General features: G+C 58.3%; 16 protein-coding genes. 4 read left to right on the forward strand and 12 right to left on the reverse strand.

The features are described from left to right. Positions 1 to 18: 18 nt before the first annotated feature. From AM218_RS11880 to AM218_RS11900, 5 genes are all read right to left on the reverse strand, one after another. A complete protein-coding gene (locus AM218_RS11880; RefSeq protein WP_054414060.1) occupies positions 19 to 213 on the reverse strand; it encodes a cold-shock protein in 195 nt (64 codons plus the stop codon). A 114-nt stretch (positions 214 to 327) separates the two neighbouring features. Continuing rightward, on the reverse strand, positions 328 to 831 hold the full coding sequence (locus AM218_RS11885) for a KdsC family phosphatase (RefSeq protein WP_054414061.1): 504 nt from the start codon (positions 829 to 831) through the stop codon (positions 328 to 330). A 106-nt stretch (positions 832 to 937) separates the two neighbouring features. Beyond that, entirely contained in the window at positions 938 to 1,177 is a 240-nt protein-coding gene (gene iscX, locus AM218_RS11890; RefSeq protein ID WP_044511769.1) for a Fe-S cluster assembly protein IscX, read from the reverse strand. A 97-nt stretch (positions 1,178 to 1,274) separates the two neighbouring features. Then, complete coding sequence (locus tag AM218_RS11895) at positions 1,275 to 1,604, reverse strand: 2Fe-2S iron-sulfur cluster-binding protein (RefSeq protein ID WP_054415554.1); 330 nt, start codon at positions 1,602 to 1,604, stop codon at positions 1,275 to 1,277. 57 nt (positions 1,605 to 1,661) lie between these two features. After that, complete coding sequence (locus AM218_RS11900) at positions 1,662 to 2,495, reverse strand: Rossmann-like and DUF2520 domain-containing protein (protein WP_054414062.1); 834 nt, start codon at positions 2,493 to 2,495, stop codon at positions 1,662 to 1,664. Positions 2,496 to 2,654: 159 nt separating this feature from the next. Here AM218_RS11900 and AM218_RS11905 point away from each other — a divergent pair, with 159 nt between their 5' ends. Beyond that, positions 2,655 to 5,330: a T9SS type A sorting domain-containing protein gene (locus AM218_RS11905; RefSeq protein WP_197273961.1), complete on the forward strand. Its 2,676-nt coding sequence runs from the start codon at positions 2,655 to 2,657 to the stop codon at positions 5,328 to 5,330. Positions 5,331 to 5,438: 108 nt separating this feature from the next. Here the strand turns inward: AM218_RS11905 and ccsA are convergent, their stop codons facing one another. The 7 genes from ccsA to AM218_RS11940 form a co-directional block, all read right to left on the reverse strand. Then, positions 5,439 to 8,021 (reverse strand): cytochrome c biogenesis protein CcsA, encoded by a 2,583-nt coding sequence (ccsA, locus tag AM218_RS11910; RefSeq protein WP_054414064.1) that lies wholly within the window; start codon positions 8,019 to 8,021, stop codon positions 5,439 to 5,441. A gap of 114 nt (positions 8,022 to 8,135) precedes the next feature. After that, the gene (locus AM218_RS11915) at positions 8,136 to 8,561 is read right to left on the reverse strand and encodes a cytochrome c maturation protein CcmE domain-containing protein (protein WP_054414065.1); all 426 of its coding nucleotides are present in this window, start codon (positions 8,559 to 8,561) and stop codon (positions 8,136 to 8,138) included. 162 nt (positions 8,562 to 8,723) lie between these two features. Then, entirely contained in the window at positions 8,724 to 8,954 is a 231-nt protein-coding gene (locus AM218_RS11920) for a CcmD family protein (RefSeq protein ID WP_054414066.1), read from the reverse strand. Continuing rightward, complete coding sequence (locus tag AM218_RS11925; RefSeq protein WP_054415556.1) at positions 8,935 to 9,606, reverse strand: cytochrome c biogenesis protein; 672 nt, start codon at positions 9,604 to 9,606, stop codon at positions 8,935 to 8,937. The genes AM218_RS11920 and AM218_RS11925 overlap by 20 nt, the downstream gene beginning before the upstream one ends. A gap of 133 nt (positions 9,607 to 9,739) precedes the next feature. Further along, positions 9,740 to 10,381, reverse strand: a complete 642-nt coding sequence (locus AM218_RS11930; RefSeq protein ID WP_054415557.1) for a heme exporter protein CcmB — start codon at positions 10,379 to 10,381, stop codon at positions 9,740 to 9,742. Positions 10,382 to 10,580: 199 nt separating this feature from the next. Continuing rightward, entirely contained in the window at positions 10,581 to 13,820 is a 3,240-nt protein-coding gene (locus AM218_RS11935; RefSeq protein ID WP_054414067.1) for a PD40 domain-containing protein, read from the reverse strand. A gap of 22 nt (positions 13,821 to 13,842) precedes the next feature. Then, positions 13,843 to 14,940: an NAD(P)/FAD-dependent oxidoreductase gene (locus AM218_RS11940; RefSeq protein WP_054414068.1), complete on the reverse strand. Its 1,098-nt coding sequence runs from the start codon at positions 14,938 to 14,940 to the stop codon at positions 13,843 to 13,845. Between the two features lie 86 nt (positions 14,941 to 15,026). Here AM218_RS11940 and AM218_RS11945 point away from each other — a divergent pair, with 86 nt between their 5' ends. The 3 genes from AM218_RS11945 to porU all read left to right on the forward strand — a co-directional run bounded on the left by AM218_RS11945 (position 15,027) and on the right by porU (position 20,483). Continuing rightward, positions 15,027 to 15,662, forward strand: coding sequence for an MBL fold metallo-hydrolase (locus AM218_RS11945; protein WP_054414069.1), 636 nt, complete (start codon positions 15,027 to 15,029; stop codon positions 15,660 to 15,662). Positions 15,663 to 15,710: 48 nt separating this feature from the next. Continuing rightward, a complete protein-coding gene (locus AM218_RS11950) occupies positions 15,711 to 16,406 on the forward strand; it encodes a CDP-alcohol phosphatidyltransferase family protein (protein ID WP_054414070.1) in 696 nt (231 codons plus the stop codon). A gap of 129 nt (positions 16,407 to 16,535) precedes the next feature. Further along, a complete protein-coding gene (gene porU, locus AM218_RS11955) occupies positions 16,536 to 20,483 on the forward strand; it encodes a type IX secretion system sortase PorU (RefSeq protein ID WP_082318205.1) in 3,948 nt (1,315 codons plus the stop codon). Positions 20,484 to 20,491 lie beyond the last annotated feature (8 nt).

Below are 20,491 nucleotides of genomic sequence, written 5' to 3' on the forward strand. Positions count from 1 at the left end.
ACTTGTCAGGCCGGAGCCTTACACCTTCTTTACATTCACCGCATTAACACCTTTGCGGCCTTCCTGCGTTTCAAACTCCACGCGGTCATTTTGCTGAATCTGGCCCCCGTTAAGGCCGGTAACATGGACGAAGAAATCTTCCTTCGTGCCGTCTTCCGTAATGAAGCCGTAGCCCTTCGACTCATTATAGAATTTTACGGTTCCTGTTTTCATGAAAAGAATAAGAAAGTGTGAATGGATGATTTTGTAAAGATAGAGGGATTTTATAAAAACACAACTGGTGTTTTCACCTCTAAAAATTCACAAAAACTACCCATAAAACCTTCTCTACCAGGTCTGTTGGCACTTCATTACGTTTTCCACCAGCTCGCGCACGGCGCCTTTGCCGCCGGGTAGCTGGGCTATGTAATTGCAGATTTCGCGCACATCGGTGGCGGCATCGGAGGGGCAGGCGGCAATGGCGCAACGGCGCATTACTTCCACATCGGGCATATCGTCACCCATGTAAGCAATGTGGGCGGGGTCCAGGCGGTGCAGGTTGATGTACTTGTTGAAGATGACCATCTTATCATCTACCCCCAGGTAAATATCCTGCACGTCCAGGGACTCCAGCCGGCGGCGCACGCCTTCTTCCTCGCGGCCGGAAATGACCACAATGCGGTAGCCTTTGCGCAGGGCGTGACGGATAGCAAATCCGTCGCGGATGTGGAAGGCGCGGGCCTGCTCACCGGAGTTCAGCGCCAGCAGAGTGCCATCGGTCAGCACCCCATCCACATCCAAAATAAAGGCCTTCACTGCCGATAGATCCGGCATTTCTACAACTACTGACATGCAAGCGGGATAAACAAAGGAGAGCCTGGCAAAAGATAACGAAGTCCTGGTTAGGAAAGCAACCAACGGTTGCCAGGCCAGGACAAAGGCGCCGGACCCGGACTTTTTATTTCTGGTTGTCGCGCCACTCGTACACCCACTTGGCCTGAATCTGCTCCAGGTGACCTTCGGTAGCCTGCTCGCGGGTGCCTTCAAAGTTGGGCAGGGTCAGCACCCAGTCCAGCAGGTCAGTGAAGCGGATGCGGTATATCTTGGCTTCGGAAAAGTCGTCGCCGAATTTCTCATACAGCGCCATGGCAATATCCTCATGGTCGCTCCACTTGATGGGGGGCTCGAAATGATTCATCTTAATTTCGGTTGAAAGTGGTCAGTTGCCCGTTGCTGATGGGCCGGGGCCCGCAGCCTAAACGGGCAACCGGCCAATCAGAATGAAAAACTGAAATTTAGTGGCCCAGAAAATCCTGCGGCGGCACCAGAATAACCAGGTCTTCGTGGCCCTGTACTACGCACTGGCAGCCCAGGCGGGAGTTGATGCGAGGATTGGCGGCCCGGTCGATGAAGTCTTCTTCTTTGTCGGTGATTTCCGGCAGATCAGCCTCGCCCTGCAGCACATATACGTGGCAGGTGCTGCAGCCGCAAACGCCGCCGCAGTTGTGCTGCAGCTGAATACCATTGTTCAGAGCAACATCCAGCACCGATTCTCCCTCCGCGGCCACATGGGTCTGCTCGGGCTGTCCGTCCTCGAATTTAAAGGTGATATTAACAGCTTTCACGGTGTGGGGGTAAAGTGGCAAATTGCGGGCACAAAGGTAGGCAGGCAGCCCCCGGAATCAAAGTTGCGCGTTGGATATACCCGGGCCCTGAGGATGTTGGCGCTGAATGTCCCGGGTAAGCTGGGCATACAGCTCCTGCCAGGCAGGATGGGCCGCCAACGCCGCCCGGTGCGCGGCCAGCGTGGGCTCATCGTGGCGTATGGCCGGGCCGGTTTGCACGCTGAAGGGCGCATGGCTCAGTGCTTTATCCATAGTTTCGCGCACCAGGGGCTCCAGCAGCAATAAAGGCAGCCCGGCCTCGGCCAACAGCTGATGACTGATGCCCAGCAAATGGTTGGTGAAGTTGCAGGCGAAAACCGCTGCTATATGAATGGCCTGGCGCTGCGGTGTGGCTACCAGCTGGGTACGCTGAGGACTCAGGCTGCGGCCCAGCGCCAGCAGCAGGGCCTCGGCGGCCGGCTCGGCGGCTTCTATGCATAGCGGCACGTGTGCCCAGTTGATGCTGCGGCCCGGGCTGAAGGTTTGTAAGGGGTAAAGCACGCCTCCGCGCAGGGACGGGTAGGCGGCAAACACCGCCAGCGGCACCGTACCGGAGGTATGCGCCACCACGCTCCCGGCCGGAAACCGCGCCTGCTGTAATACCACCGGAATAGCGGCATCGGGCACGGCCAGCAGATAAACGGCCGCGGGCGGCAGCAGGGTAAAATCAAGAGAGGAAAGGGCGGGAGTGCCGGGCACGGTGGCGGCCACGGCGGCGGCATGGGCCGGCGTGCGGCTCCATACGCCGGCCAGCTCCCAGCCGGCCTGGGCCAGCGCCGGTACCAGCTGAGCGGCTACCTTTCCCGCTCCTATTACCAGCACGCGCCGCTCAAAATCAGAAATGCTTGTCATAGAGGGCACAAAATTGCGCCGAAAGAATCAACTTATTCTCTGAGCCCAGAATTTTCCTATCTAACTTAACAAGGTGCAAAAAGTTATGCGGGAATGCGGGGTGAAACCGGCACCTTTGCGCTTAGGATTTATTTGAGTCTAACTCTACTCTCTTGCTATATGAAGAAACTGTACACCTTACTCCATCATTCCTGCCGGGCAGTAACCTGCCTGATGATTTTGCTGGCCGCTATGCCGGCCGGGGCCCAACGGCTAAACTACTCCAGCCGCGGTTTCTCCCTGTTAGCGGGCACTTACACTGACCTGGGCACCGAAGGCACCGTTATTACGCTGCCCAATGCCGAAACCTTTAACTCGGCACCGCAGGAGATTGGGTTTGCCTTTCAGTTTAACGGGCAGACTTTTACCCAGTTTATTTTTAATACCAACGGTTTTCTGCGACTCGGCACTGAGCCGCCGAAAACCTCCCGGGCAGAAACTGAGGGAGGTATCACGAATGGACCCATTACCAGCTCAGACCCTGCTGATACCAACCTGATTTCGCCCTTCAGCATAAGTCTGGCCGGGTCTTCTACCAAAACGCCTGAGTACCGCGTGGCTACCACCGGCACGGCACCCAATCGGGTATGCACCATTCAGTGGAAAAACGTAGCTGATCTAGGAGCACTAAAGCTCCGCCAATATGAGAGCCTGTCGTTCCAGATAAAGCTCTACGAAACCAGCAATACCATTGAGTTTATCTACGACACCATTACACCTACCAGTAATGCGGTCAGCACCCTGCTGGCCGGTGTGGGGATTAAGGGTGCTGGTATAGCGGAATTTCAGCAGGTGATGGTTGGCAAAACCAGCACGGCAACCTGGGCAGCGGCCAAAGCCATCAATACCAAGTACACCAGCAACGCCAATGCCTTTGGCATGCGCCGCACGGAATTGCCCACCGCTGGCCTCACGTATCAGTTTAAAGCCACGCCCCAGCAGGATGCCGCCGTATTCAATGTGTATACGCTGGGTCAGTTGCCCCTTACCGGCGCATCGCCGCACAAAGTGACTGCGCGTATTAACAACACGGGCTTAGAGGCTCTGAGTGGCCTGAAAGTGACACTGACGGTTACCGGGGCCACCGAATTTACCACCACCCGCACCATTGATTTGCCGCAGTATGAATCGGCATTGGTAGAGTTTGAGGGCTATACTCCTTCCCAGAGCGGCACCAACCAGGTAACGGTAAGCCTCGCCAACGATGATGATAACACCAGCAATACGCTCACGCTCACGCAGGAGGTAACCCCCGCGCTGCTTAGCTACTCCGATAATTCCCCAATCCTCGTCAACACGCGTCGCTACGATGAGCGGCTTACCCTGGTACGGCACACGCTGGTACAGCCGAAGGCTATTGAGGCCATCAAAATACTGGTGGGCACCAGCACCTTCAACACCGGCCAAACGGTGTACGGGGTAGTGCTGGACGCTACCGGCAAAATCATTGGCCGCTCGCCTAACTACCGGGTTGCCGCCGAAGACCTCGGGCTGGAGCACACTTTCACCCTGTATTCGCCTATCAAAATGGACGCGAATACGGACTATTACTTTGGAGTAGCCCAAACGCTTCTCACAGGTAAAGCTGGCTACGAAGTGGTAGCGGAGCAGGCCGAAGCACCGGTGCGGGACAATGCCTATTTTCAGGCTTCCCTGGATGGCAGCAACCTCCTGCCGTTCCTGACCAGCCGCTTCGTTATTACGGGTAAGCTCATAGACGTGCCCACCTGCCTGGCGCCTTTACAGCTGGCGGCTTCTGATATCACCGCCGATGGCGTAACGCTGACCTTCCCCACTGTGGAGGGCGCCCCTGCTTATGCCATAGAATATGGCCCGAAGGGCTTTATGCCCGGCACCGGCCAAGGCACTATTGTTACTAATGTAACGACCAGCCCCTACCAGCTGACCGGCATGCCCGCCGGTACGCTGTATGATGTATACGTGCGCACGGCCTGCTCCGAGACCAGCACCAGCGGTTTTGTAGGCCCCATTGCGGTGCAAACGGAATGCGGCCCCGTAGTAGCGGCTACCATTCCCTACATTCTCGATTTTAGTAAAGTGACGGCGGGCACGCTACCATGCGGGGTTACTGTTTTCAATGCCAACCCCGACCAGGACGAATACAAGTACACCTGGGAAGTAGCTCCGGACCCCGCCGCGGACTACCAGAATGCTATGAAGTCCACTTCTGGTGGTACTGGCCCTTCCGACGACTGGTTTTTCACCGCGCCACTCCAGCTCAATGCCGGCAGCCGTTATCTGGTGAGCTTCGATTACCATGGTTTCAGCGCTTCTTTAGCTCATGCGCTGGCTGTTTCCTACGGCAGCGCCGCCACGGTGGAAAGTCAGAACACAGTGCTATGGAGCAAGACTGATATTACTAACAAGGAGTATGTACCCGCAGAGGGTGTGGCTGTTATTGAGCCCGCTACCACCGGGAGCTACCACGTGGGATTCCATACAACCACTGAAACGGGCCACCTCCATATGTACGTCAAGAACGTGCAGGTGGTAGCCGCTGAGGTAACGGCCGCCTCCAGTGCCCTGGCCCGCGCTATCAGTGCCTACCCCAACCCCGCGGCTGACCAGCTGCTGCTGGAAGTGCGCGGTGCCAATGCCAAAGGCGCCCTGCAGGTGGAAATCGTGAATATGCTGGGCCAGCGCGTGTACGCCGGCACCGCCCGCGACAACTTCATCACCCGCCTGAATGTATCTTCCCTGGCTGCCGGCCGCTACATTCTGAAAGTGCAGTCGGCCGATGGCTACGCGGTGCGGGCCATCCAGGTGCAGCACTAGGTATTTTGTTAACTGATTTATTAGCCTGCATCTCTGACGCAGGCGCAACAGAAAAGCCCGAACCAATGTGGTTCGGGCTTTTTTGTTGAAAGTAATGTGCAGCTTAATCTACGCTACCTGCGCTGAGGCCGACTGCTTGCGGCGGGCCGGAGCCTCGGGGCGGTGGGGCTCCCGGTTGCGCTGGCGCAGGGCTATCAGGAAGCCTAGGCCCATGAGCAGCGTGCCGCTCCAGAGCAGGTTGATGAAGGGCTTCTCCATGGCTTTCAGAATGATGTAGTCCTTCTGGGTAGTGCTCACGCCGAAGGTGAACTTGCCTTTGGTGGGGTCTACATTGTTGAAGGACAGGCGCAGGCCCAGGTCTTCCACCTCATCGGGAATACGGCCAATCATTTTGTCGCGCACCACAAACACGGGGTGCACATGGTACTGCTTTTTCTCACCGGACACGATGAAGTCGCCCTGAATAGCGAGGTCCCCGGGTTTCAGGCCCAGGCCAGCCGATTCGTGGGCGGGCTCAATGGCGCGCAGCACAGCAAAGTAGTCGTTCAGGTAAATGGTGTCGCCTACGGCCAGCACATGCTCTTTCACTTCGCTCCAGTCCTTCTCTTTGGAAGGGTCCGGCACGGTGCTGATGTGCGAGTAGATGTCGTGGTCCCAGAACTTCTTGATGTCGGGAGAAGCCAGCAGACCCTCACCCATTTCTTCGTTTACCTGTGCCCGGGGGAAGAGCGTGAAGGATTTGCCGGTTTTCCGCTCTTTATACTCCACGCGGTAGTAGGTGTTTTCGGGCCGGATTTCGAGCGTGTCGCCTACTTTATAGTACACCCGGTCGTTCTGTTTCACCTCGGCGCGGGCAATGGCCTTGAACTCGTCGTCGGTGCGGAAAAGCAGGTCTTTGTTCACGTATTCGGGCACGCCGGGTACATCAAAGTACTGGCCCGTGTAGCTGACATCGTAGCCCTGCATGGGGGCAGCTTCGTTGCGCCACAGCAGCACGTTGTCGCGGTTCACGTCCTCCGGGAAATCCTTGGAGTACACCAGTCCCGATACGTTCTGCGAAATAATGTTGGAATACCCGGACGAGGCCAGAATACCCAGCAGCATCAAGGCAATACCAATGTGCGCTACGGCCCCGCCCGAAAGCTGGATCCGGCGCTTCAGCAGCATCAGAATAGTGCTCAGGTTAGCCAGCACGCCAAACAAACCAGCCGTTACCAGTACTATATACACCGGCTTCATGGGGTGCCCGAAGTAGCGCACCAGCAGCATAGCCAGGGCCGCGCCCAGCAGCGTGAGCACTACCGGCACGGTAAGGGAGTTGGTCATGCTCTCCTTGTCGTTGCGCTGCCACCACATCACCTGGCCCAGACCGGACAGGAAGGCAATAGCCACGCCCATCCACAGCTGGAATTTGGTGTAGTGGGCAATCTGGTCGGCGGGCAGCGCCAGATTCGATTTAATACCCAGGAAACCCAGGAAGGCATTATACACCGGAATGCTGGTGGTGACCAGCACCTGGAACGCGCCCAGGCACAGCACCGTAGCCCCAATGAATACCCACAGCTCCGGGTTATAGGTGGTCAGCTCTTTTTTCGATACCGGAATCTGCTTCCATTTAGCCACCAGCAAAGCCACCGCCAGCACCACAAAAGCAGCCAGGTAAATAATCAGTTGGCCGGAAAGGCCCAGGTCGGTGAAGGAGTGCACGGAGGCATTGCCCAGCACACCGCTGCGGGTGAGGAAGGTAGCGTAGAGAATCAGCAGGAAGGTGGAAATAACCAGTACAAACGCGGTGCGCAGGCCCGTGCGGCGGCGCTGCCACAGCACCAGGGCGTGCAGCCCGGCCACCAGCACCAGCCAGGGAATGTACACGGCATTTTCTACCGGGTCCCAGTTCCAGAAGCCGCCAAAGTTCAGGGTTTCGTAGGCCCAGTAAGCGCCCATCATAATACCAATGCCCAGTACGGCACCGCCCACCAGGCTCCAGGTAATGGCCGGCTTCACCCACTTGGTCAGCTCATTTTTCCAGAGGCCGGCAATGGCGAAGGCAAACGGCACCAGCGTGAGGGCAAAGCCTAGGAACAGCGTCGGCGGGTGAATCACCATCCAGTAGTTCTGCAGCAGCGGGTTCAAACCGGTACCATCGGTCGGCACAAAGTTGGGGTTGAGGCGGAACACCGGCGCATCGGTCAGGAAGTCGCGCAGCAGGATAAAGGGCGAAGAGCCGATTTTCAGGTCCAGCACCACCACGCCCAGAATCATGGACGTGAGGAACAGCTGCACGCCCGCGAATACGGCCATTACCGGGGCTTCCCACTGGCGGTTGAAGCGCATAATGGCGAAGCCCAGCAGCACGTGCCAGAAAATCCAGAGCAGGAACGAGCCCTCCTGCCCTTCCCAGAAGCAGGAAATCATGTAGTACACCGGCAGGTGGTTGCTGGCGTGGCTCCACGCGTAGTGGTACTCGTAGCGGTGGTTATAAATGATATTGAACAGGCAGATGATGATGGAGAACACCGCCGCACCATGTACAAAAAACGCCCCGCGCGCCAGCCGCAGCCAGGAGGCATCGGCCGAGCCCAGGGGCTGGTCGCGGGCCGCCATGAAGTAGGAATAGGTAGCCACAATGGCCGCCACAAACGCTACAATGACACTCAGATGTCCGGCGTCGCCAATAAATGTGTTCAGCATATTTTCTTAATTAATAATTAAGAATCAGTAATTAAGAATTGTCGCCGCCGGGGTACTGTACCATTGTACAGAAACTTGCTTCGCCCTTATGAATTCTTAATTATCAATTACTAATTACCGTGCGGCGGTAGTGCCTTTGATGTCTTTCTCCACGTACTTCGAGGGGCACTTCAGCAGGATCTTATCGGCCACGAACACGTCGTTGCGCATGGCGCCGGTAATCACCACCTGCTCCGATTTGTCGAAGTCCTGGGGCTTGGGGTTGAAATACACCACGCGCTGGGCAATGCGGTTGGTATCCACCAGCGTGAAGGCGAAATAATTGGGGTCGAGCGTGGGGTTGTACTCCAGGCCCATGATATTTTTCTGGGTGTCGCGGGGCAGGCGGCCCACTACGTGCACTTTGGTATTGTTGCCTTCGGCGGCCAGGTCGCGGGCCTCTTTGAAGGACACGTATTGACTTACATCCCCGGCCGTGGTTACCAGAATGCCGATGGCAATGGCAATGACCGTCAGGATAAGCAGGTGTGATTTTTTCATGGTATTACGGAGCGGAAAGCACAAAGCCGGCCGTTGCGGGGCCAACTCTTCTGAACAACCAAAAAGGACCGAATAAATCCGTCGGTCCGGCGGAATAATTTACTATCTGGCAGTAGTCAAATTCTGTCTTTGAATTCTTCCGTGCCGCCAGCAGATTCAGAGCTACTTTACCTCTTTCTCCAGCCGGGTTAGTTTGCGGTCCAGCGAAATGAGGTAGGCAAACAAGCCTCCCAGCAGAACCACGATGACGGCTACCACCACGTAGATTTTCCCGCTCTGGCGCAGCGCATCGGCCATTTCGGGGGTATCGGTGGCAGTTTGGGCGGCGGCATGCAGCACAGGCAGCAACAGAGCCAGCACCAGCAGAAGGGCGTTACGCAAGCTGTTTTTCATATACTTTTTGTTTGAGCAGCGACAGTCGCACGGCCAGCTGCGTAATCCAGACGCCCAGCAGCGTCCAGCCAATCACGGCCGGGTAGAACACCAGGCGCATATCACTGTCGAGGTCGTAGCGGGCAAAGGCCGGGTTGCCGCCCGCACCAGGGTGGAGAGAATCGGTAAGGCGGGGCAGAATAAAGAACAGCGGCATGGCCGCGGCAAAAGCAAAGATGTTGTAAATGGCCGATACCCGGGCGCGCTGCTGCTCATCCGTAAAAGAAGAGCGCAGCACCAGGTAGGCGCCGTAAATCAGCATGGCAATGGCCGCGCCGTTCAGCTTGGGGTCGTTGGTCCACCAGGTGCCCCAGGTAAAGCGGGCCCAGATGCTGCCGGTGCTCAGGCCAATGAGGCCCATCAGAATGCCAGTCTTGGCAAACTCATGCGAGAGAGTATCCAGCCGGCTGGTGGGCGTGCGCAGGTAGCGCACGGAAAACACCACGGAGGCCGTCAGGATAATCGTCATCCCGAACCACATGGGCACGTGGAAGTACAGGTTGCGGATGGTTTCGTTGAGGATAGCCAGACGCGGCACCGGCATCAGCAGCCCCGCTATAGCGGTGTACAGCACCAGAACCACGGCCAAAACTTTCCACCAGTTCTTTTTCATCATAAGCTGATAGCTGTTAGCCAGTGGCTAATAGCCTTTTGTGAAGAGGGCAAAGAGACGTTGAATAACAGCTGGCAACAGAGTTCGGATATATAAAAACAAAAAGCCAACAGCCTATAGCTGCCAGCCTGGTTCATGACCGCCACAAAAAAGGAAACAGGATATAGGACACCGCGCCCACAATTAGATTCAGGGCAACCAGCGTGAGCATGGAGCCCCGGCTGGCTTCCCACTCCAGCCCATCCAAGGCGTTTTTTGACACTTTGATGAGCAACAGCAGCATCGGAATCATAATTGGAAAACCCAGCACGGCCATGAGTGTGTGACTGTTGGTAGCTTTGGAGGCAATGCCGGAAACCAGCGTGAGCGTGGCCGCAAAACCCAGCGCGCCCAGCAGCACGTTGCCCACAAACAGCGGCACGTCCTGCACGGGGTTGCCCAGCACCAGCGCATACACGCCAAAGCCTACTGTAGAAAGCCCCAGCAGCAGCATAGCGTTGTAGCCTATTTTAGCCAGAATAACGGCCTGGGGCCGCACCAGCGCATAATAGTAGAGCTGGCGCCCGCGGCTTTCCTGCAGAAAGCCCTTCGCCACGGCATTCACGGCGGTGAAGAGCAGAATAATCCAGAACAGGGCGTTCCAGGCGGGTACCGGCAACTGGCCGCCGCGCAGGGCAAAGCTCATGTAGCACACAAACACTGTGCTGCCCACGTACAGCAGCATGCCGCTCAGGGCCGCGCGCTGCCGCCATTCCAGACGGAAGTCCTTCTGTATCAAATACCAAATCTCACGGATGAGCTGCACGGCAACAGGAGTGGTGAACGGGACGGCAAAGATACAACCCAAGTCCCGGATGGCCGCACCCCCACGCTACCTATGACGAATGTCATGTAGCGGCTGCCCTCTAGAAAGCCAAAATCCCCCGCCTGCGGGGGCAGACGAGGGATTTTTCCGGAGGCACTGGCTTTAGCCGTTAAAAATCATACCCCAGCGTGAAATAGAACTTGGGGCCATTCTGCTCAAAATCCTCTTCTCCCCACGCCACATCCAGCTTGCCATAGAAGCCCAGAATGGTGCTGCGGGCCCCCACGCCGTAGCCCACCAGCAGCGGGTTGCGGAAGCGTACCACTGTGGCCGAAAAGGCATTACCGGGGTTAGGCTGCAGTTGGGTGTTGTAAGAGTTATCCTGCGTGAAGGGGTTGGCACCGGAATAGGCACTGCCGGCATCAGCAAAGCCTGTGAGCTGCAGATTGCGGAAGAAACCGGACTCAATAGGCTTGTTGGTGAAGTACTGAATGATGGGGATGCGCAGCTCCGAGTTGAACAGCACGTATTTGGGGCCGCTGCGGGCATTGTAGTTAAAGCCCCGCATGTTGGTTACAAACTCCTGGTAGAACACATTAGCGGGCTCGCCCCGGAATACCTCACCGGACGGACCATTGTAGCTGTTGTTCAGCCAGTTATCCATACCACCCAGCCGGAAGGTTTTCGGCGACTTACCGAAGAACTCGCCGTAGCTGGCCCGGTTGGCCCAGATAATCTGGCGGTGTACTTTCTGGTAGTGCCGCAAATCCACGAAGAACTTGTTGAAGCTCTGGTTGGCATCCCGCGTAGCGTGCAGCATCTGCACCCCGATTTTCATGCGGGTGCCTTCCAACATATTCACGCCGGTGGCAATGGCGTTGTCGAACACCAGCTCGGAGCTGCCGCCGAGGAAGTTTTCTACTACGTCCCGGTCTGAAAGCTTATCCAGGCGCGTGGTGCGCACATTTACATAGCGTGCCGCTACCCGTGCACTCAGGTTGGGCGTCAGCGGGTAGGCTAGGCGCGGGGCTACCTCGTGGCGGGTAAAGCGGGTTTCCCCCAGTTCAGTACTCACGCTGTAAGACTGTTTCTGGTAGCTCATGCCCCAGTCGTAGCGGCCGCGCAGGTTGGAGTACTCCGTGAAGATGTTGCTGGTGCGCAGATCGGTGAGGGCGAAAATACCCGCCCGGATGCGGTGGTCCTCAAACAGGTCAGACATAGAAGCCTGCCCAATAAGCCCCCAGCCCAGCAAAGGGTCAACATACACTGTGGAAACTACTTTGTTGATGCTGAACTGCCGGCCATACCGGATGGGCCCTACCAGGCCAATACCATCGGTGGGTGGTGCGGTGCCGGCCTGCTGGGCCGTGCGCTGCTGCGTACGAACCGGCGTGTCTTCCTCATACTGATAGTCCTGCCCCTGGGGTGGTTGAGCCGTCTGTTGCTGCTGAGTAGAGTCGGCCGGGGCGAGTGGCTGCGGCACCGTATCCTGCACGCCCGGGGCGGGCGCCGGAGCGGGAGCCGCGGGCTTTGAGCGGTCTTCCAGAATTTCCTGCCGCGCCGTTTTGGAAAGCTGCAGGCCCGTGGGCAGCGGGTAGGCCGGATTTAAGAAGACGAAGGGGCGGGCCCGGTCATTGGCTACATACGCCAGTGTGGAGGAAACGGCGCTGTAGTCGTAGCTGCGCAGGTTGGGCAGCAGGTTGGTAACTGCCGTACGTTGTTTGGTGGTGAGGTCGTAGCGGTAGAGGCTGCGCACGCCGCTTTCTTCGCTCAGAAACACTACTTCGTTGTTCGACAGCGCCCGCGGGGCGCTTTCGTTGGAAATGGTAGCCACCAGGGATTCTACCGGCTGCGGACGACCATCCAGGTGGTACAGGAACAGGTCGTAGTTATTCACCACGTAGGCAAAGTTGTTTTTGGCCAGACCGGTAGTGTCCATCCAGCGGTTGGAGCTGAACACGATGCCTTGCCCGTTGGGCAGGAACGTGGGCTGCACATCGTCGAACAGGTCGTTGGTGAGGCGCTCGGGCGTGCGGCTACCGCTGCGCAGCAAAAACAGGTCATTCTGCCCATTTACGGCCGCGCTAAATACCAGAGACTTGCCATCGGGGGAATATTGCAGGCCCATTACCTGCGTGTATCGGCTTAAGATCGAAGAGCCTTCGCGCCCACTAAACGGCAGGCCTTCCCACACCCGCGCCAGAAGGCCGGCCGGCCCGGCATTGGCCGGACGCAGCCGCAGGCTCATCACTCCCCTATCGGTTTCGGCCACAGCCAGCTCGCTGTTGTTGCGCCAGGCCAGCACGGGCAGGCGTTGGTCTACCTGCTGATCGGGCGTTTTGTAGCCGCCGCGGTGTACTACGTGCCGATTGCCGCCGGTGGCAGCATTGCTCACAATTACCCGGTAGCGGCCCCGGTCGTTCATCACGTAGGCCAGCTGCCGGCCGTCGGGGCTGAGGGCAACCTGCGAATACTGCACCTCATGCCGGTTGCGCTTCACCAGCCGGGATTTGTCGTCGGGCAGGGTGGTGTAGGGCGTGGTAGGCTGCGCATTCAGCTGCCGGTAGTAAGCCAGCCAGTCCTTCAGGAAGGTTTTATAGGGCACATTCAGCGAGCTGCTGATGCCGGTTTCCACGTCGCGGGTAATGCGCGTGAGGTTCAGAATATTTTGAATGGAGGTGTAGCCGTAGCGCTCGGCAATGTAGTTCCACACGCTCTGCCCGGCCAGCTCAGGGCTGCGGGCAAAGAACGGGGCCGGGCGGTTGGCATCTATCTGCTGCGTCATGTCGCGCATGTACTCGTCCATCTCCACGCTCCAGCCTTCGGCGGTGTAGGCCGCCGCGCCGGTGATAAACCAATCGGGCAACTGCAGCAGGTAGTTGCTCTGGATAACTTCCTTCAGGGAGCCGCCATACATCATGTCGTGCAGCAGCACGCGCGTTACCTGAAAGCTTACGTCGCGCTTCAGCTGGGTTTGCTGGCCCTGGAAGGCAATCTGCACTTTGTCCATGCGCAGCAAATCGGTTTCGCCGCCCATCTGGTACTTGTCATCGTTCAGGCCGATGTTGCTCTGCCGCAAATCCGTGACGGAGTTGTAGAGCATGAGCGTGGTTTTGGAGTAGGGATAGTACCCAAGCAGCGAGGTGATGCGCTGCAGCTCTTTTTCCGCGTACTCGGCCGTGCGCCGGGCCGTGGCCTCGCCGCCGGCGTAGAAATACACGTTGAAGTTGGCGGTGGAGAAATAGCTCCAGTCAAACTTTTTATACTGAATCCGGACCCGTCCGAACGGCTCCTGCGACGTTTGCGCCACCGTGCCGGTGAGCGTGCTCAGCCACAACACGGCAGTGAGCAAGCCGCCCATCGAGAGCAAGCGCTGCCGTTGCCGAAAGGAAGTAAACAGGTGCATCATCGAGCTAAAGAGCAAAAAAATATCAGGAAGATATTACGGCTGCCGGATGGGCCGCAGAGTAGAACGATTGAAAGCGCCGAATATTGACCTCGGCCCACATTTCTGTGGTGCCCGCCAACACATCGGCGAAGTGCTCGGCCAGCAGCGGCGCCATGAGCACACCCTTGGAACCGAAACCGTTGCATATACTCAGGAAAGGCTCCGCCGGATGCGTGCCTAGTAAGGGTTTTCGGTCGCGCACGGCCGGGCGCACGCCCGCCCATTGCTGCAACACGGTAAACGGCAATGTGGTTACCTCCGCAAAGCGCTGGCTTAGCTCCGTGCGGGCCTCCACTGTAGTGCCCGCCGCAAACGGCGGCCAGCGGTAAGTAGCCCCCACCCGGAACCGCGCGTTGCCGAGCGGTACTACGTAAGCGCCTTTATTTAATACCTGGTCTTCAGTTAACCCCGGGCAGTGCACGTCCAGTACCTCGCCCTGATTAGGGGTCAGCGGCAGCCAGCTAAACCAGGGGTTGTGCACGGCCGCGGCACCTTCGCAGAAGATAACGCGGCCCGCCCGCACCGTATCGGCGTAGCAGACATCCGTGGCATTGGTAACAAGCTGTTCCGGCACGAAAGTTTCCCGGCGCAGCCAGCCTTCTGCCACTCCTTTTTCGGCCTGCGCAGCCAGCATTTCGCGCACCTGCACAAAGCCTCCGCCACGAATGCGCATGCCGCCGAAATCCTGCCGCACGCCCGGCAGCGGTGGCAGCTCGGCACTAACTTCTTCCACAAACTCCTGCCAGGGGTGGTCGGCGCTGCGGGCCATGGCATTGTTCTGGTCGGCTACCGAGGAAAACAGCTTCAGAACAGGCAGCAGATGCAGAAACTGCCCGCCCAGCTCCTGCTCCAGACTTTGGTAATAGCGAATGGCGGCCGGCAGAAATTCTGCCACGCGCCAGCCCAGCGCCAGGCGCTTGCCGGCCACGGGGTTCAGCAGTCCGGCGGCCACGGTGGAGGCAGTATCTACCGGGGCGGCATCCAGCACCAGCACCCGGTGGCCGCGGCGGCGCAGCACGGTGGCCAGCGTAGCACCGGCCAGGCCGTGGCCTATGAGCAGATAATCATAGTACTCTCTCATGGCGGCCAAGGTACACAAGTACGGCCCGAATGTGTAACTTACCTCGCCATTGAGCCTGTTTTTGGGCTGATTTCAGACTTTTTCGCATGCTGGTTTCCGGGTTTACTTTCAACGCCTTTTCCGAAAACACTTACCTCCTGCAGGATGAAACCGGGGAGTGCGTCATCGTAGATCCGGGCTGCTACTCCACCGAGGAACAGCAGGCATTACGGCAGTATATTGAGGAGCACAAGCTGCGCGTGGTATTGCTGCTGAATACCCACGCCCACATCGACCACGTGCTGGGCAACCGGTTTGTGCTGGATACTTACAAAGTACCCTTCCTGCTGCACGAGGCCGATTTTGCTACCCTGCGCGCTGTAGAGGCATATGCGCCATCTTATGGCTTTGCCCAATACCAGCCCGCTGAGCCCACCGGCACCCTGACGCCGGAAGAGCCCGTCCGCTTTGGGAACACGGAGCTGCAGGTACGCTTCACGCCCGGCCACGCGCCCGGCCACGTGGTGTTCTACCATGCCCCCACGCAAACCGTCATTGGCGGCGACGTGCTGTTCCAGGGCAGTATTGGCCGCACCGACCTGCCGGGCGGTGACTACGCCACGCTTATCAGCAGCATCAAAACCCAACTACTTTCCCTCCCCGATGAGGTAACGGTGTACCCCGGCCACGGCCCGGCTACCACCATTGGCGCGGAGCGCCGCTCCAACCCGTTCCTGCAGTAAGGAGCTCCCCTTGTCTCTCTACCCTCTACCACCACCAAGATTCTTCCCTTGAAACGACACCTTCCCAACGCCGTAACCTGTCTTAATTTATTTGCGGGCTGCCTGGCGCTGGTACAGATTTTTGCGGGCAATCCGCAGGCGGCGGCTTACCTGGTGGGCATTGCGGCCCTGTTTGATTTTGTGGATGGCCTGATTGCGCGGGCCCTGCACGTCAGCTCGCCCATTGGCAAAGACCTGGATTCGCTGGCCGATATGGTGTCGTTTGGGGTGGTGCCGGGCGCATTCCTATTCATACTGCTGCAGCAGGCGCTGCCCACGGCTGGCCTGCCGCAGTGGCTGGCGTACGCGGGCTTTATTGTGACAGTATTTTCGGCGCTGCGGCTGGCTAAGTTCAACAACGATACCCGCCAGACCACTTCGTTCATTGGTTTGCCTACGCCAGCCAATACGCTGCTGGTGGCTTCGCTCCCGCTTATCCTGGCCAATGATACTTTTGGTTTGACGCCCTATATTCTGAACGCCTGGGTGCTGCTGCCGCTTACGCTGCTGGTGTCTTATCTATTGGTAGCCGAAATCCCTCTGTTTGCCCTTAAATTCAAAAATATGAGCTGGCAGGATAACTCTCTGCGCTTCATTTTTGTGCTGCTGGCCGTGGGGCTTATCCTGCTGCTTCAGGCTACCGCCATTCCGCTGGTTGTGCTGTTGTATGTAGCATTATCCATGCTGAAACCCAGCTATAGCTAGGCCGCACAATATTCTGCGGAGAAGGAAGTTATTATCTACCGGCGGTGAATGAACCGCCGGCCGGGTGCCGCTGTTCATAGCACCTCTTCCTTTTCCTTTATCCTGCTTTTGCCGCTGACCTAAACTTTTATGCCCCGTCGTCCTCTGTTGCTGTTGCTCTGGATGCTGCTGGGCTGGTCGTGGGCCGGGCAGGCCCAGTCTCCCGATGGCCAAGCGCTGCGGGTAGCGCTGCATTGGCAAGGCACCGAAACCGTTTATTTACCCCAGGGCCGCACCCGGCAGGTTCCTACGTTTGCGGAAGCCGGTTTTCGGCCCGGGCACCTGCTGCCTTTCTACCAGTTTAGTGTCGATGGTCGGGTGGCGACGGATGAGCTGCGGAATGCCGTATATGAGCCGCTGACGGCAGCCGAAAGCAAAGTACTGGGCGCTGCTACTATTGCCGGCGCGCCCGAGCTTCGCCGCGCCAGCGGCACGGAAAATCGGCAGGCGCGCACCATGGTTACCCTCACGCCTCTTCGGCGCAATGCCGGCACCGGGCAGGTGGAGAAGCTGGTTTCGTTTACCTATTCCTATACCACCCGGGAAACGGTGGCGGCACGCCGCGGCGGCCACCACGTCTACGCCGCCAACTCAGTCCTGAGTCAGGGCCAATGGTATAAGATTGGGGTACCGGCCAGCGGCATCTATAAGCTGGATAAAGCCACGCTGCGCACGCTGGGGCTGGATGTGCAAACCCTGGACCCGCGCCGCCTGCAGCTCTATGGCAACGCCTTTGGCCAGCTCCCCCAGCTGAACAGCGCTCCTCGCCCCGACGACCTGGTGGAAAATGCCATCTACGTTTCCGGCAACAACGACGCCACCCTTAGCGACGAAGAATACGTGCTGTTCTACGCCCGCGGGCCGCACACCTGGGAGCCTACCTCCAACGAGCAGCGTCCCTTCCGCCACCTCTACCACACCTACACCGATACGGCCTATTACTTCCTGACGGTAGGCGCCACACCCGGCCGGCGGGTGGCACCGGCCGCGCCCGTCACTGGTCCCGCTACCACTACCATCTCCACCTTCCCCGATCATCAGTTTCATGAAATTGATCTGGTGAACCTGCTGAAGTCGGGCCGCCAATGGCTTGGCGAAGGGTTTGATGCCAGCACTGTGCAAAAGGAATTCAGCTTTTCCTTTCCGGATCTGGTGGCCAATGAGCCGGTTTTGGTGACCAGCCTGACCGCCGCCACCGCCAATAGGGCCACTGCCTTTCGGGTGGCGCTCAACGGGCAGTCCATCGGCACCCAAACCGTTCCGGGCCTCAGCGGCGACTATTTTCCGGAGGCCGCCAACCTGCAGCTATCCACCTTCAGCAGCCCTACTCCTACCGCCAATGAGCTCCGGGTAAGTCTCACCTATAATGTCGGGGGCGACTTCTCCGCGAAAGGCTACCTCGACTATCTGGAAATTACGGCGTGGCGTAAGCTGCGCTTAAGCGGCCCCTCGCTGGAGTTTCGGGCACTGGCTAGCACCACTGCCGGCGGTATGCAGGAGTTTGTCCTGGACAATGCCACGGGCGCTACTGTGTGGGACGTCACCAACCCGCGCCGGCCCCAGGAGCGGCCCCTCTCCAACAGTACCTTCCTCGCCCCCGCCGATTCGCTGCGGGAGTTTGTGGCCTTTACCGGCAGCAGCTTTCCGCAGCCCCGCTTGTTCGGCCGCGTGGCCAACCAGAACCTGCACGCCCTTAGCCAGGGCAATCAGCTGGATGCCGTTTTCGTGACGCATCCCGTGTTCCGGGCCGAAGCAGAACGCCTGGCCGCGCACCGCCTCAGCCACGATGGCCTGAACGTGCAGGTCGTCACCACCGAGCAGGTATACAACGAGTTCAGCTCCGGCGGGCAGGATATTACCGCCATCCGCGACTTTATGAAGATGGTCTACGAGACCAACCAGCGCCCTGCCGGCTCGGCCCGCATGGCGCTGCTGCTCTTCGGCGATGCTTCCTACGATTACAAAGCCGACCCAGGCAACGACCCCAAGTTTCTGCCCGAATACTGGTCCCAGCGGCAGATATCCGATAAGAATAACCAGAACTACGTACCGGTTTACGAGTCATATGAGTCGTTTGCCCGCATTTTTCCGCGGGCCTTTAACGAGGGCATATCATTTTCTTCCGATGACTATTTCGGCTTGTTGGATGATGAGGAAGGCGAATGGAAGGAAAGTTCGGATGCTGATTTCGAGCTCTTGGATATTGGCGTCGGCCGCCTGCCGGTGCGCACGCCCAACGACCAGCCCCGTTCCGCCGCCCAGGCCCGCCTGGTAGTGGATAAACTGATTACCTACGATCAGCCCGCCAGCTTCGGGAAATGGCGCAACCGCGTCACCTTCGTTTCGGATGATGGCGACACTAATCTGCACCTGCGCGGGGCCGAGCTGCTAGCCAATCAGCTTGTCACCAAACAGCCGGCCTACAATGTGCACAAGGTGTACCTGGATATGTATCCGCAGGTGGCAGTAGCCGGCGGTCAACGCTCCCCTGAAGCGGCCCGGGCCATCGACCAAAGTCTGGAAGAAGGCTCCCTGCTGGTCAACTACACCGGGCACGGCGGCGTCAAAGCTTGGTCTGATGAACAGATATTCACCATCGAATCCATCAAAAAGCTGCAGAACACCCAGCGGCTGGCCTTTTTCCTCACCGCCACCTGCGATTTCAGCACGTATGATGACCCCGGTTTTGACTCCGCCGGCGAGGTAGCGCTGACCGATGTAGCCGGTGGGGCCATTGGGTTGCTGACCACTACCCGCGTGGTTTTATCCGGCAACAACTCCCTCCTGAATCAGCAGTTTTACGATGCTGTTTTCAAGGAAGAGAATGGCCGGCTGCCCCGCCTGGGTGAGGTAATGATCCGGACGAAAAATCAGAGCGTTTCGGGCGCTTACAACCGCAACTTCGCCCTGCTTGGCGACCCTTCCATGCGGCTGGCCTACCCCAACTATACCGCCACCCTGCGTGAGCTGAACCACCGCACCCTTAGCACCACGCCCACCGATACGCTCAAGGCCATGTCCCAGGTGGCGCTGGCCGGCGACGTAACCGACCGCACCGGTGCGCTGGCCACGGCCTTTACCGGCACCGTGCAGGTAACCGTGCTCGATAAGCCGACGCCCGTGCTTACCCTGGGCAATGAGCCCAACGATGGGCAGCAAACCATACAGGTACAGGAAAGCGTGCTGTACGATGGCAAAGCCACCGTGCGCGACGGCCGCTTCCAGCTGGAGTTCATAATCCCGCGCGACATCAACTACAACGTAGGCCCCGGGAAAATCAGCTTATACGCCGCCGCTCCCCAGCTGGGACTTGATGCGCATGGCGCTAACAAAGATGTACTGGTGGGCAGCGTGGCTTCCGATATCAAGGCCGATACCATTCCGCCCCAGGTGCGCCTGTTCCTGGATTCTGAATCCTTCGTGTTTGGGGGCCTCACCGGCTCCGAAACCATGCTGCTGGCGCAGCTCAGCGACAGTAGCGGCATTAACACCGCCGGCGCCGGCATTGGCCACGAAATAACCGCGGTGCTGGACAACGACCCCTCCAAACTTATAGTGCTGAATAGCTATTATACCGCCGATGTCGATAACTTTCGGAGCGGCCGCGTACGGTACCTGTTAAAAGACCTGGCGCCGGGCCCGCATGTGTTGCGGTTTAAAGCCTGGGATACGTTCAACAACTCCACGGAACGGGAGCTGGAATTTATAGTAGCCCGCAACGAAAAGCTGGCGCTAAAGCACATTCTGAACTACCCGAATCCGTTTGCTACCACCACCACGTTCCATTTTGACCACAACCGCAACGGCGAGGATCTGGACGTACAGGTACAGATTTTCACGGTGACGGGAAAGCTGATCCGGACCCTGGCCACGTCAATCCCCGCCAGCCCCGCGCACGTAGGTACGCTCAGTTGGGATGGCCGGGATGAATTTAATGACCAAGTTGCCCGCGGCGTGTATCTATATCGGCTTCACGTTCGTTCACCCCGCGACGGCGCGCAGGTAAGCAAGTATGAAAAACTTGTGCTCTTGCGTTAACCTGCTTA

Source organism: Hymenobacter sp. DG25A, from assembly GCF_001280305.1.
Taxonomy (GTDB): domain Bacteria; phylum Bacteroidota; class Bacteroidia; order Cytophagales; family Hymenobacteraceae; genus Hymenobacter.

Coding starts and splice junctions, on each gene's coding strand:
- AM218_RS11880 (WP_054414060.1), bottom strand. CDS start 213: ATGAAAACAGGAACCGTAAAATTCTATAATGAGTCGAAGGGCTACGGC.
- AM218_RS11945 (WP_054414069.1), top strand. CDS start 15,027: ATGCTGGTTTCCGGGTTTACTTTCAACGCCTTTTCCGAAAACACTTAC.
- AM218_RS11885 (WP_054414061.1), bottom strand. CDS start 831: ATGTCAGTAGTTGTAGAAATGCCGGATCTATCGGCAGTGAAGGCCTTT.
- iscX (WP_044511769.1), bottom strand. CDS start 1,177: ATGAATCATTTCGAGCCCCCCATCAAGTGGAGCGACCATGAGGATATT.
- AM218_RS11905 (WP_197273961.1), top strand. CDS start 2,655: ATGAAGAAACTGTACACCTTACTCCATCATTCCTGCCGGGCAGTAACC.
- AM218_RS11935 (WP_054414067.1), bottom strand. CDS start 13,820: ATGATGCACCTGTTTACTTCCTTTCGGCAACGGCAGCGCTTGCTCTCG.
- AM218_RS11920 (WP_054414066.1), bottom strand. CDS start 8,954: ATGAAAAACAGCTTGCGTAACGCCCTTCTGCTGGTGCTGGCTCTGTTG.
- AM218_RS11915 (WP_054414065.1), bottom strand. CDS start 8,561: ATGAAAAAATCACACCTGCTTATCCTGACGGTCATTGCCATTGCCATC.
- AM218_RS11940 (WP_054414068.1), bottom strand. CDS start 14,940: ATGAGAGAGTACTATGATTATCTGCTCATAGGCCACGGCCTGGCCGGT.
- AM218_RS11900 (WP_054414062.1), bottom strand. CDS start 2,495: ATGACAAGCATTTCTGATTTTGAGCGGCGCGTGCTGGTAATAGGAGCG.
- ccsA (WP_054414064.1), bottom strand. CDS start 8,021: ATGCTGAACACATTTATTGGCGACGCCGGACATCTGAGTGTCATTGTA.
- AM218_RS11925 (WP_054415556.1), bottom strand. CDS start 9,606: ATGAAAAAGAACTGGTGGAAAGTTTTGGCCGTGGTTCTGGTGCTGTAC.
- porU (WP_082318205.1), top strand. CDS start 16,536: ATGCCCCGTCGTCCTCTGTTGCTGTTGCTCTGGATGCTGCTGGGCTGG.